The organism is Nitratiruptor sp. YY08-26 (assembly GCF_016593215.1).
In the GTDB taxonomy this organism is placed as follows: domain Bacteria; phylum Campylobacterota; class Campylobacteria; order Campylobacterales; family Nitratiruptoraceae; genus Nitratiruptor; species Nitratiruptor tergarcus.
This window is the reverse complement of the sequence record NZ_AP023063.1, coordinates 61,067-73,210: the sequence shown is the minus strand read 5'-3', so window position 1 is coordinate 73,210 and position 12,144 is coordinate 61,067. Positions and strand designations below refer to the sequence as shown.

Below are 12,144 nucleotides of genomic sequence, written 5' to 3'. Positions count from 1 at the left end.
TATTATAATTGAGTTATGAACAAAATTGCAAAATATCTCACAATTTTGATTATTGGCATTGCTGTTATCTTCGGAGCCATCAAGCTTGCTAAAAAAGAGGAGTTGCAATTTATAAAGCCCCAAAAAATAAGTGTGACGCCATCTGTAGATAGTTTTGCACATAAAAAAGATCGCAATACTATACAAAATGGTGATACAAAAACAAAAATTGCTCTCTTTGCATCAAACTACTTAGTAGTAAAGGTACCAAAAAATGCTTTACCCCAAAAACTCATCTATAACAACCATAGCTATCCACTTCATAAAGTAAAAGAAGAAAAAAACTTCATTCTCCTTGCGACTCCTATTATAAAAACACCTATAAGGCAAAAACATGTACCTGTAAAACTCCTATACAAGAAAAAGTCTGCATATATCATACCTTTGGATGCGCTTATAACATATGGCAATAAAAACTATTTGCTTGTCAAAAATGGTAAGCTGCAGATAGTAGAAGCAAACATTATAAAAATAGAGAAACAGAAAAACTATGCGGTAGTAAAAAATAATCTAGAAGGCAAAGAGATTGCAATAGGTTCGCAAAAAAGGTTAGAGCAAGAGCTTCTTCGACTCTTGCATACTCCTACAAAAAGCCAAGTTCAGCCAAAATAGGCTCTATCTTTGCACTGATTTCAAGGAGTTTCTCTTTAAGCTTACTCCACACATACTGGTCAGCTTGATCCTCAATATACCACTCTTCAATATGCTTGAGTGCATTTGATTTCTCTTCTTCGCTTAGATTCTCACTTTTTTTAATAGCATCTTTGAGACGTTCAAGCTTTTCATGATGTTTATGATGTGGCATATATGCTCCTTTTTTACAAAATTATACCCTAAATAAATTAAGAGTAATTTTATCTTATTTAAGTTATATTAAGGAAAATCTTAAAAAGGATACAAAATGACAATGGAAGAGACAATCAACCAGATTAAAGAGGATTTCGAGCTTCTTGGCGATCCCAACGCTATTATTGAGTATATTTTGGAGATGGGTGAGCAAAATGAAATGCATCTCCCGCCAGAACTCAAAAATGATGAAACAAAGATTCACGGTTGTGCAAGTGATGCGTGGATGATTGAAGAGTGTAAAGATGGTAAATTGCATTTCACCGTAGAAGGAAGCAGTGAATTAGCAAAAGGGATGATCCCATTGATGCTCAAAATCTTTAACGACCGCTCTCCTGATGAGATTCTCTCTTTTGATCCCCAAAAACTCTATGCCCTAGGATTTGATAAAATTTTAAGTCCTACAAGACTACAAGGGATGGAAGCCTTTTTAAAACGTATCTATGCAGCTGCCCAAAAGTGTAAAGAGCAAAATATGTAGTTTGCGCTATAATTTTGGCAAAAAAGAGGTAAACAGATGAAAAAAATCTCTTTGTTTGTAATAAGCGTTACACTCTCTTTTGCCATGGACGCTCCAAGCGCTGATTATCTGGGCTCTCTTATCGATTATTTAAAGAGTAAAAGTGTGCCTGTAAATGGCACATTTTATCAGTACGATTTTGAAAAAGATGGAAAAATCGATCGCAGCGATTGGCTTTATATTGCCAATAATGCGCAAAAAACTCCTTATCGTCTTATGGGAAAAGCACCAACCGATCAAGACACCTTTGGGTGGTTGTTACTAACTACAATACCCAAAGATCTTAATCTCAACAACCCTTCAGGATACTTTGTCAAAATAGATTTTCCTAAAGATTATGAACTCTATGGACAAAAACATGCTAGTGCATTTTCATGGGTATACATTGTCAATAGTAAAGTGTATAAACTTATGGGAGCAAAGTCAAATCACGATTTTGATTATCTCGATATTAATGGTGACGGTAATCCAGATCCTTTACCAAACCTCTCTGCTTCAATAGATACCTCAATGCAAGTGCATTTCAATACCACAGAATCACAACAAAGCAGTAGTGCTGAGCAAAAACATACATGTGAAGAGAGAATTGAAAAAAGCTATCAAGGCAGTCAAGTATCAATGGTGCGATCCTCTTGGTACCAGGGAAACGTGAAATATAATTGCAAATTAAATGCACTCAATCCATGGTCTTTAGCTGTTCAAACTCTTGCTGTTGACAATATTATAAGAACAGAAAATTACGATATGCAATATGATAGGCACCATCTTCAAGGCACTGCTACATACAACTATAAATCTGGAAGTGTCCATATTGTTGGAAGTTATGACAACAAAGCATTTAATTGCTATGAATACTATCGCAAAATAGTGCCTCTTACATTGCATAACAATAATCCTAACGAGATTGAAAATATAATGGAAGAGTGGGGAACAGATGGACCTTGTGATGAAAACTTTTTGCGCACTACCTGCCCTGCTTGGTACTATAACGAGCTCCAAGAGTGTACAGCTACTGGCCAAAAACAATCAAGTCCTCTGGGTATTTTAAGTGCCAAAAAATTCAATACCTCTTTTATGAGAGATTTTGCAATTTATGAAAATAGTAGGAAAGTAGATCTTGTTCATACTGAAGAGAACTATAAAAAAGAGTAACAAACACTGGAGCTTTCGCTCCTAGTGTATATTTAAGAGAGGGCAGCCTTTGCTTTTTCTACAACTTTTGCAAAAGCTTCTGGTTCATTCATAGCCATATCTGCCAAGATCTTCCTATCAAGCTCAATATTTGCCTGCTTGAGACCATGAATAAATCGTGAATAACTTATATCATTGAGTCTGCATGCTGCATTGATTCTTGTGATCCAAAGTTTTCTAAAATCTCTTTTTTTCTGCTTTCTATCACGATATGCATAGACAAGACTTCTCTCAAGCTGCTCTTTTGCTTTTCTAAAATGTTTTCTTCTACCGCTATAGAAACCCTTTGCAAGCTTTAAAATCTTTTTGTGTCTTCTTCTTCTAACAACACCTGTTTTTACTCTCATTGTTTTCTCCCTTTACCTTTTAGATTTTTTTAGGTGCCGCTTTTGCGGACTTGACCCGATATGGGTGGAGTTACTATCTTAATATGTAGATATTAACTCTCGTACTCTTGGCTCATCCACTTTGCTTACATAGTGTGGAGCTCTGAGGTGTCTTTTTGTTTTGGGGCTCTTTTTTGTAAGGATATGGCTTCTAAAAGCGCTTCCTCTTTTAATTTTGTTTTTGGTTTTTTTGAACCGTTTTGCAGCCCCTCTATGCGTCTTCATCTTTGGCATGGCTACTCCCTTTGTAGAATTTAAGGCAAGTATTATAGCAAAAAGGGCTGAATGGGAGTTTAAGACAAAAGAGTAGTTAGAGTATCGGCAATCGAGAGGCTCGATGCCGACAAAGCAGTATTTACTTTTTCTTCTCCTCTTTTTTTGGAACAACAAGCATATTGATATAGCGTCCCTCCTGGTGAGGCTTTTTTTCTACAACGCCAATATCTTCTATGAGAGGAATAATCTTATTGAGCACTTCTATACCAGCCTCTGGGTTTGCCATTTCACGTCCTCGCAAAAATACACGGAACTTTACATGTTTCCCTTTTTCAAGAAACTCTCGCGCATGTTTGACTTTGTAGTCTATATCGTTTTGTGCAATTTTGACTGAGAGTTTGATCTCTTTTACTTCTATCTTCGTCTGCTTCTTTTTAGCCTCTTTCTTTTTCTTCTCTTGCTGGTATTTAAACTTGCCATAGTCCATTATTTTACAAACTGGAGGATTGGCATTAGGGGCTATGAGCACAAGATCAAGGCCTTTCTCTTCAGCCAATGCGAGAGCTTCATCGCGGCTTATAATTCCATACTGTGTACCGTCATCTCCTATGCAGCGAACTTCACGTGCTCGTATCTGCTCATTCAAGAGCACTTCATCTTTTTTCTTACTCAAAAGCGTACCTCACTTAATTTCTCCTTTACTTTAAGAATAAAATCTTCTTCTGATAAATTATACTGAATTTTTTCTCTTCTGTCCCTTACAGCAACACTTTTTTGCTCCACTTCTTTATCTCCTAGTACCACAACCATAGGAACTTTCTGTTTTTCTGCGTTGCGAATACGCTTGTTAAGACTATCTTTAGAATCATAAATTTCACTATCAATTCCCATTGATAGTAGTTTTTGCTGCAACTCTTGCGCATATGCCCTATGGGGATCTGCAATTGGAACAAAGATTACTTGCGTTGGAGCAATGAAAAACGGAAACTCTCCCGCATAGTGCTCTATCAAAATACCAATAAAACGCTCAAAAGATCCCAAAATCGCTCTATGAATCATTACGGGGCGCTTCGCACTATTATCACTATCAGTAAATTCAAGCTCGAATCGCTCAGGCAAATTAAAATCTACCTGAATTGTTCCACACTGCCATTTTCGTCCAATAGCATCGGTAATTTTTATATCGATTTTTGGCCCATAAAATGCACCACCACCTTCATCTATACCATATTTATGACCATTTTCATCAAGAGCCTCTTTGAGCGCATTTGTAGCAATCTCCCAAATTGCATCGTCACCTATTGCTTTTTTAGGCTTAGTGGATATCTCCATTTCATAAGAGAAGTCAAAACTTTTCATTATTTCATCCACAAAACCTAATACCTCAAGAACGATATCTTTAATCTGCTCCGGTTTACAAAAGATGTGCGCATCATCTTGGGTAAATTCTCTTACGCGAAAGAGACCATGGAGTACTCCACTCTTTTCGTGCCTGTGCACAACGCCATATTCAAAAAATTTGAGTGGAAGCTCTCTATAACTTCTCTTTTTTGATTTATAGATCATAATGTGGCCAACGCAGTTCATTGGCTTGATGCCATACTCTACGCAGGTTTCTTTTTTTGTCTCATCATCACAGATCTCTGTAAAATACATATTTTCTTTGTAGTTTTGGTAGTGACCACTCTTTTTCCATAGTTCACTCTTTAAGATCTCTGGGCCACGCACTGGCTCATATCCTCTTTTTCTATGAGCAGCAAACAGAAGTGATTCGAGCTTACTTCTTAGCCTCGCACCCTTTGGAAGCCAAAGTGGAAGACCAGCACCCACCTCCTCACTGAACATAAAAAGCTCTAATTCACTTCCAAGCTTTCTATGATCGCGCTTCTTAGCCTCTTCAATCATCGTTAAATAATCTTTGAGAGATTTCTTATCTGCAAAAGCCACTCCATAGATGCGTGTAAGCATCTCTTTTGTCTCATCTCCACCCAGATACGCTCCAGCTACCCGAGTAAGCTTGAAGTGTTTGAGATATTTGGTATTTGGCACATGAGGCCCACGACAGAGATCCTCAAAGTCTCCTTGCTTATAGATTGAGACTACATCACTCGGAATAGACTTGAGTACTTCTTGCTTGAGATCGTCAGCTTTAAACTTCTCAATCGCTTCAGATTTTGGGATCTCATAGCGCGTAATATCGAGCTTGCGTTTAGCAATCTCTTGCATCTTCTGTTCAATCTTTGGAAGATCCTCTTCGCTAATCTTTTGAGAAGTGCGAAAGTCGTAGTAAAACCCCTCATCTACTACTGGTCCTACAAAAAACTTCGCATCGGGATAGAGTTCTTTAATAGCTTGTGCCATTAAGTGTGCAGTTGAGTGGCGAAGTACTTCTAAAGCTTCTGGAGAGTTTTCGGGATAGATTTTTTCAGCGGATTCGATATCGATATTTTTATCTTTTGCAGTTTGTAGATCTACTACTTCGTCATTAACTTTTATAGCGATTGGCTCCAATCAATTCCTTTAAGCAATTTGGTATATCAATGCGCTAAAACTAACACACAAATATACCAAATTATGGTGGTCGCGAGAGGATTCGAACCTCTGACCACTACGATGTCAACGTAGTGCTCTACCCCTGAGCTACGCGACCGCAAGCGTTATTTTACCTATTTTTTACGAAAATGTAAATAAACAAGCAGCCCCACTGCAACATCGATCATAACATCTGCGAAGTTAAATATTGCAAAATCGAACCAGCAGTGCCAGTACACATAATCAATAACACCGCCATAGACAAATCTATCGTAGAGATTGCCCAATGCAGCGCCAAAGAGTATACCAAAAAGCAGAGGATGAGACTGCAGCATCCTCTCGCGCCACACATAAATAAATGCCCCAATCACCAAAACTAACAAAATCCACTTGAGAGATGTGCCCAAAAAGGCAAACATACTAAAAGCCACGCCCTTATTGAGCACATAACCTAGCGTAATACATCTGCTCTCCCAATAAAAGCCTTGCAAGAAGAGATCTTTAATAGCTCTATCGATAAAAAAAACACCTACAACCATTAATATGAAAGCAAACATGAAACGCATCAGGCAAGCTCTTGCTGAAAAAATGCGATAAGCTCCTCCATCGCTTTGTCAAGAAGTTTACGATCTTTTCCTTCAAGAAGAATGCGCAATTTATTTTCTGTACCAGAGTAGCGAATGAGAGGACGCAACCCTTTTTGCTTCAGCTCTTCTTGAAGCTTTTCATATCCTTCAATCTCTTCAAGAGGTATTTTACGCTTAATAGAGATATTTTCGAGCCTACTTGGATAGAGCGTAAAGGGGCGTAAAATTTCACTTGCTTTTTTGTTGCTTTTGAGCATCAAAGCAGTAATTTGCAGTGCAGTAGCTATTCCATCGCCTGTTTTCGCATAATCTCCAAAAACCACATGGCCACTCTGCTCTCCACCAAAATTGAGTCCTCGCTTTTTCATCTCATCTAATACATACTTGTCCCCTACACTGCAGCGTACAAGTGAAATATCACAACTTTGCAGATAATCCTCAAGCCCTTTGTTACTCATAACAGTTGCTACCATTGTACGCTTTTGCAATTTTTCTTGAGAATCCAAAAAAGTAGCAAGAGCACCCAGTAGATGATCTCCATCTACAATCTCACCCTTTTCATCAACTACTACAAGCCTATCCGCATCCCCATCGAGTGCAAATCCCACATCTGCACGATATTTTTTGACATTTGCTGCTAACTCCTCTGGATGCATTGCTCCACATTTGTAATTGATATTAAAGCCGTTTGGTTTATCATTGATGACAATTACTTCAGCACCCAGCTCGCTAAACACAGTAGGAGCCACTTTATAAGCAGCACCATTAGCAGTATCAATAACGATGCGAAGATTATTGAGTGTGAGATCTTTTGGAAAAGAGTTTTTCAGATGCACAATATAGCGCCCAATAACATCATCTATCCTTTTAGAGGCTCCAATATCTTGATCTGTCTTTTGATTCTCTTCAATAATCTCCTCATTAAAATAGATCTGCTCAATCGCCTCTTCGTCACACTCCTGGAGCTTATCACCATTATGGTTAAAAAACTTAATACCATTATCATAGTAGGGATTGTGGCTGGCACTTATCATAATTCCCGCATCACAGCGCATATCTGCAGTTAAAAAGGCAATTGCAGGTGTAGGCATAGGACCTATTTGAATCACGTTATATCCAACAGCTGTTAATCCGCTTACAAGCGCATTTTCTATCATATAACCGCTACGTCTTGTATCTTTTCCTACAAGAATTTTATTTGTTTTGCTATTTTTGCGAAAGTAGATCCCTGCTGCCATTGCAAGGCGCATACTTAACATTGCTGTCAGCTTTTCACCAGCTTTACCACGTACTCCATCCGTTCCAAAAAGTTGCATTTTTCTCTTCCTCTAAACTTAAAAGTTTATTAATTTAAAGTTATTTTAAACTTTTTTTGGGTAGTATTTTAGCCTAAAATTAATTTAAAAAGGATTAAAGGAAATGGCAAATCATAAATCCGCTCTTAAAAGAGTACGCCAAACAAAAAAGAGAACAGAGAGAAACAGATTTTACCGCACAAGAATGAAAAATATTATTAAATCGGTAAAAGAGGCAGTAGAAGCAGGTGATAAAGAGAAGGCTGTTGAGGCTTTAAAAGTTGCAAATAAAAGAATCCACGAGTATGTCAGCAAAGGCATCATTAAGAAAAACAATGCAGCACGAAAAGTATCAAAACTTCATAAATTAGTAAATTCAATGAGCGAGGCTGCATAAGCAGCCCTGCAAGGCAGATATGTTAAAAGAGAAACTCCAACCCTTCATTGAACGCTACAACGAGATAAATAAGCTTCTCAGCTCTCCAGAAATAACGCAAGATATAAAAAAAATGACCATGCTCTCAAAAGAGCAAGCAGATATAGAGCCTATTGTAGAAAAAGCCAAAGAATATTTTCAAACTCTTGAAGCTATAGAGGAAAACAAAGCACTTATAGAAGATGAAGAGCTAGGAGAGCTTGCAAAAGAGGAGCTCAAAGAGCTTGAGCCAAAAAAAGAGCAGCTAGAAGAAGAAATAAAAGTACTCCTCATTCCTAAAGATCCTAATGATGAAAAAGATATCTATCTCGAAATCCGCGCTGGTACTGGTGGAGAAGAGGCTGCACTCTTTGCTGCTGATCTTTTTAAAGCCTACGTACGCTATGCTGAAAAGAAAGGCTGGAAAGTAGAGATTGTAAGCTCAAGTGAGAGCGATACGGGGGGATATAAAGAGATTATTGCCAAAATCAAAGGAGAAGGTGTCTACAGCCGTCTCAAATATGAAGCAGGAACGCACCGCGTACAACGTGTACCAGAAACTGAATCGCAAGGGCGTATCCATACCTCAGCTGTTACTGTAGCAATTATGCCAGAAGTGGATGATGTGGATGTAGAGATCAACCCAAACGATCTCAAAATCGATGTATACCGCTCAAGTGGATGTGGAGGTCAATCAGTCAATACGACAGACAGTGCTGTACGCATCACCCATATTCCTACAGGAATCGTTGTAGCAATGCAAGATGAAAAGAGCCAACACAAAAATAAAGAGAAGGCTCTCAAGGTGCTTAAAGCGCGTGTCTATGAAAAGATGATGCGTGAGCAGCAAGAGACTCTTGCAAAAGATAGAAAAGAGCAAGTTGGAAGCGGCGATAGAAGTGAGAGAATTCGTACCTACAACTATCCTCAAAACCGCATTACAGATCACCGCATAGGTCTTACACTTTACAAGCTAGAAGAGATTATGCAAAGTGGCGATCTTGATCAAATCATAGAGCCTCTCATTGCCCACTACCAAGCGCAAAAAATACAAGAAGCTGGGCTATAACCCATCTTCGCACTCTCATACTTTAGCAAAAAAGTAGTTTTTCTTAATTAATTATTATAATTGAAGAAGAAGGATAAAAAATTTTACCCCTCAAATTCATGAAGACGATTCTTTTTGATGATAGTGGTTACAAGATGATTGTAGCGTCTTCCAAGCTCACTGTAGCGCTGCATAGTCATGGCAGCTTGTAGTCCATCAAACTTTTTGCCCTCTTTTTTTGCAAGATAGCGTGCCATACGAAACTCTTTATAAGCAGCATGACGGTTGAGATTGAGCATATAGGAAGCTATGGAGTCTTCTACAGTTTTAAAAATACGAATTTTATGTTTTTTCCCTGGAGTTCTCTGTTTTGGTACAAGGCCATGTTTGCCATATGTCCACTCTCCAAAAAGATTGTTGGCCTCTTTGGCAAATCTACTCTTACCCCATCCGCTCTCAAGAGCTGCTTGCGCAAGCACTAAAGATACTGGAATAGTATCAATCTTTTTGAGATACTCCTGCTCATTATAGAGCTCTTTTATACGGTACTTTTTTGCCAAACGAGCTAGTTTTTGCAGCAATACATCATCCACAAGAGGATTTTTTCTGTACTCTTGGAAAAATCTCTTCACAAATGCTCTTTGTTGCAAAATCTTTTTATTCTCTCTTTCTACCAATGGACGCAATATCTCGAAAAATTTCTGTTTTTGTAATTTCACATCCTTAATAGAGTAATACCAGTTTGGTAATCCATCTGCTGCATAAACAAACAGCGTCAACATTACCAATAGACTTAAAACTCTTCTCAAACAATTCCCTCCTTAAAGGTTTCAAAAATTTTTTTCACTCTCCCTTTAAAGAAGAGGTTTTTATCTTCTTGGCGAATGGCGAGCTCTTCGCCGCTTTTTGGATAAAGATTGACACTCTTATCAACTCTCCCCTCTTCTTGCGCTTTTACATAGCAAGCTGCCATACCGGTACCACATGCGAGTGTCTCATCTTCAACACCCCGCTCATATGTACGTACCCCTATTTTTTTTGGGCTGTGGATTATAGCATAATTTACGTTAGCATTGTATTTTTCTCTCAATTTTCTTGCAATATCTTTATCAAAATGTTTCAAATCATCCACAATAGTCACTAAGTGCGGTACTCCAGTATCGATGAGCCACCACTCTCTTCCAAACTCCTCAATATCTCTTTGCAAGATCGTATATGGGGTAAGTTGGCTCTCTACAATATCATCCTCTACACTTGCTTCTATCGCACCAGCAAGTGTCAAAAAACGCATCTTTTTTCCAGCGAGTCCAAAGCTATATGCATAGTGTGCAGCAGCACGGCTACCATTACCACACATAGCGGCCACGCTTCCATCAGCGTTATAAAAATCCCATACAAAATCATACTCATCATGAGGCAAGAGAACTATGAGGCCGTCGGCTCCAATACCTTCATGGCGATTGCAAAGCTCTCGTGCAATCTGGCTGCGATCTCGCTTGGTAAATGCATGGTAGAGAATAAAATCGTTTCCACTGGCACTATACTTAACCAATTGCATACTCAACCTTTATTTGCTCTATAAATCTTTCCACCTCTTTTTGCAGATGTTTGAGATCTTGAGAATTATCTATAATATAATCGGCCATTTTTCGCTTTTCTTCAATATCGATTTGCAATTTTATCCGTTGTCTTGCTTCTTCTAAGCTTAGTCTCTCTCTTTTGCATAGCCTCTCTACCTGCAACTCTTTTGGCGCATAAACTACAACTACCTTTTTGATAGGATAGTTTCTCTTTTCAAAAAAGAGAGGAATATCAATAAAGTAAGGGACTTTAAATTTCTCCTCTTTTTGGGCAAGTTTTTCTATACGTTTTTTTATTTGAGGATGGAGGAGCTTTTCAAGTTTAAGACGCTCCTCTTTGTTACCAAAGATGAGTTTGCCTAGCTCCTTACGTAATACCTTGCCATCTTTTACATATTGATTACCAAAAAGCTTTGCAATATTGTCGCTATTCTCATCAAGAAGTTCATGCGCAACTGCATCAGCATCAATGATATGAAATCCATAGAGTTTCAAGAGATTACAAACAGTGCTTTTCCCTGTTGCAATCCCACCAGTAAGCGCAATAGCATGAGCAAAAGGAGTTACCACTTATAGAGTTCTCCTAGCTCTTTTTTGACATAGTTTGGAAGGACAAAGCTTGCTTTATGGATATCCGCATTGTAGTAGCGTAATCCATCAAGCAGATCTGCTCTTTGTAAAATCATATCTGCTGTTGGATGGTAGTGTTTGCTTCCCAAAATAAAATTCCAATTACATCCTGGATACATATACATCTCAAACCGGTAAGGCATAACAATTTTGAAAAACTCCCCAATAACGCCCATAATCTCTTTGTGAAGCGGCATATCGATCCACCAGCTCTCACCTTGAGCTACAACTAAACCATCATCTTTGAGAATCTTAAAAACATGGGCATAGAAGTTGCGGTTAAAGAGTCCCTCTGCAGGACCTTCTGGATCGGTTGAGTCAATGAGTACTAGATCATATGTACCAGCCGCTACATTTTTTACATACTCAATGCCATCACCTATGATGAGATTGAGGCGAGGATTATCCCAATCTCCTATTTGTGGAAAATACTTCTTACTCACATTGACTACTTCTTCATCAATCTCAACTAAATCTACTTGCATTTGTGGATGGCGCAGAAGCTCTTTTGCTACCCCACCATCTCCTCCACCAATAACAAGCGCTCTTTTGGGATCTTTATGGGTGCAAGCTGGCACATGCACCATCATCTCATGGTAGATAAATTCATCTTTATCACACAACATTCCGTGTCCATCAATAACTAAAATCTTTCCAAACTCATCACTCTCATATACTTCTATATGTTGATATCTGCTCTTTGTTTCAAAGAGTTTCTCTTTTACTTTGACGCCCTGCTTGAAAAAGTCATTATGTATCTCTTCAAACCACATCTTCACTCCATTTAAGATAAAATTTGTCTGATTTTAGCAAAAATTTATCAATTTAACCATAAATGCTATAATTAAACAAAAAAATG

The 12,144-nt window shown here is 38.2% G+C and carries 16 protein-coding genes and 1 tRNA gene; 5 read left to right on the top strand and 12 right to left on the bottom strand.

The genetic code is table 11. The annotated features are described in order from the left end of the window. Positions 1 to 15 precede the first annotated feature (15 nt). Positions 16 to 651, top strand: a complete 636-nt coding sequence (locus tag JG738_RS00435; protein ID WP_201337842.1) for a hypothetical protein — start codon at positions 16 to 18, stop codon at positions 649 to 651. Here the strand turns inward: JG738_RS00435 and JG738_RS00430 are convergent. Beyond that, positions 623 to 844 (bottom strand): hypothetical protein, encoded by a 222-nt coding sequence (locus tag JG738_RS00430; RefSeq protein WP_084275029.1) that lies wholly within the window; start codon positions 842 to 844, stop codon positions 623 to 625. The genes JG738_RS00435 and JG738_RS00430 overlap by 29 nt on opposite strands. Before the next feature lie 96 nt (positions 845 to 940). Between JG738_RS00430 and JG738_RS00425 the strand changes: the two genes are divergently transcribed. Both JG738_RS00425 and JG738_RS00420 read left to right on the top strand, forming a co-directional pair. Continuing rightward, positions 941 to 1,366, top strand: coding sequence for a SufE family protein (locus JG738_RS00425; protein ID WP_201337841.1), 426 nt, complete (start codon positions 941 to 943; stop codon positions 1,364 to 1,366). Positions 1,367 to 1,402: 36 nt separating this feature from the next. Then, the gene (locus JG738_RS00420; RefSeq protein ID WP_201337840.1) at positions 1,403 to 2,557 is read left to right on the top strand and encodes a hypothetical protein; all 1,155 of its coding nucleotides are present in this window, start codon (positions 1,403 to 1,405) and stop codon (positions 2,555 to 2,557) included. A gap of 32 nt (positions 2,558 to 2,589) precedes the next feature. Here the strand turns inward: JG738_RS00420 and rplT are convergent, their stop codons facing one another. From rplT to glmM, 7 genes are all read right to left on the bottom strand, one after another. Beyond that, positions 2,590 to 2,943 carry a 50S ribosomal protein L20 gene (gene rplT / locus JG738_RS00415; protein WP_084275026.1) on the bottom strand — a complete coding sequence of 118 codons (354 nt, stop codon included), beginning with the start codon at positions 2,941 to 2,943 and terminating at the stop codon, positions 2,590 to 2,592. Between the two features lie 78 nt (positions 2,944 to 3,021). Continuing rightward, positions 3,022 to 3,216, bottom strand: a complete 195-nt coding sequence (gene rpmI / locus JG738_RS00410; protein ID WP_084275025.1) for a 50S ribosomal protein L35 — start codon at positions 3,214 to 3,216, stop codon at positions 3,022 to 3,024. Between the two features lie 121 nt (positions 3,217 to 3,337). Then, positions 3,338 to 3,871 carry a translation initiation factor IF-3 gene (gene infC, locus JG738_RS00405; protein ID WP_201337839.1) on the bottom strand — a complete coding sequence of 178 codons (534 nt, stop codon included), beginning with the start codon at positions 3,869 to 3,871 and terminating at the stop codon, positions 3,338 to 3,340. Then, positions 3,868 to 5,709, bottom strand: a complete 1,842-nt coding sequence (gene thrS / locus JG738_RS00400; protein ID WP_201337838.1) for a threonine--tRNA ligase — start codon at positions 5,707 to 5,709, stop codon at positions 3,868 to 3,870. Before thrS ends, infC begins: the two co-directional genes overlap by 4 nt. Positions 5,710 to 5,773: 64 nt before the next feature. Beyond that, positions 5,774 to 5,848 (bottom strand) — tRNA-Val (locus tag JG738_RS00395). 16 nt (positions 5,849 to 5,864) lie between these two features. Continuing rightward, a complete protein-coding gene (gene lspA / locus JG738_RS00390; protein ID WP_236593250.1) occupies positions 5,865 to 6,287 on the bottom strand; it encodes a signal peptidase II in 423 nt (140 codons plus the stop codon). 8 nt (positions 6,288 to 6,295) lie between these two features. Continuing rightward, positions 6,296 to 7,633, bottom strand: a complete 1,338-nt coding sequence (gene glmM / locus JG738_RS00385) for a phosphoglucosamine mutase (protein ID WP_201337836.1) — start codon at positions 7,631 to 7,633, stop codon at positions 6,296 to 6,298. A gap of 103 nt (positions 7,634 to 7,736) precedes the next feature. Here glmM and rpsT point away from each other — a divergent pair, with 103 nt between their 5' ends. Together rpsT and prfA are read left to right on the top strand one after the other, a co-directional pair. Then, positions 7,737 to 8,009, top strand: coding sequence for a 30S ribosomal protein S20 (rpsT, locus tag JG738_RS00380; RefSeq protein ID WP_084275020.1), 273 nt, complete (start codon positions 7,737 to 7,739; stop codon positions 8,007 to 8,009). A 19-nt stretch (positions 8,010 to 8,028) separates the two neighbouring features. Next, positions 8,029 to 9,096, top strand: a complete 1,068-nt coding sequence (prfA, locus tag JG738_RS00375) for a peptide chain release factor 1 (RefSeq protein WP_084275019.1) — start codon at positions 8,029 to 8,031, stop codon at positions 9,094 to 9,096. 83 nt (positions 9,097 to 9,179) lie between these two features. Here prfA and JG738_RS10565 read toward each other — a convergent pair whose 3' ends face one another. The 4 genes from JG738_RS10565 to speE are packed head-to-tail and all read right to left on the bottom strand — an operon-like array spanning position 9,180 to position 12,058. Further along, positions 9,180 to 9,884, bottom strand: a complete 705-nt coding sequence (locus tag JG738_RS10565; protein WP_305080196.1) for a glucosaminidase domain-containing protein — start codon at positions 9,882 to 9,884, stop codon at positions 9,180 to 9,182. Further along, on the bottom strand, positions 9,881 to 10,633 hold the full coding sequence (gene dapF, locus JG738_RS00365) for a diaminopimelate epimerase (RefSeq protein ID WP_201337835.1): 753 nt from the start codon (positions 10,631 to 10,633) through the stop codon (positions 9,881 to 9,883). The genes JG738_RS10565 and dapF overlap by 4 nt, the downstream gene beginning before the upstream one ends. Then, on the bottom strand, positions 10,620 to 11,225 hold the full coding sequence (gene coaE / locus JG738_RS00360; RefSeq protein WP_084275017.1) for a dephospho-CoA kinase: 606 nt from the start codon (positions 11,223 to 11,225) through the stop codon (positions 10,620 to 10,622). The genes dapF and coaE overlap by 14 nt, the downstream gene beginning before the upstream one ends. Next, positions 11,219 to 12,058 carry a polyamine aminopropyltransferase gene (gene speE / locus JG738_RS00355; RefSeq protein WP_201337834.1) on the bottom strand — a complete coding sequence of 280 codons (840 nt, stop codon included), beginning with the start codon at positions 12,056 to 12,058 and terminating at the stop codon, positions 11,219 to 11,221. Before speE ends, coaE begins: the two co-directional genes overlap by 7 nt. Between the last annotated feature and the right edge of the window lie 86 nt (positions 12,059 to 12,144).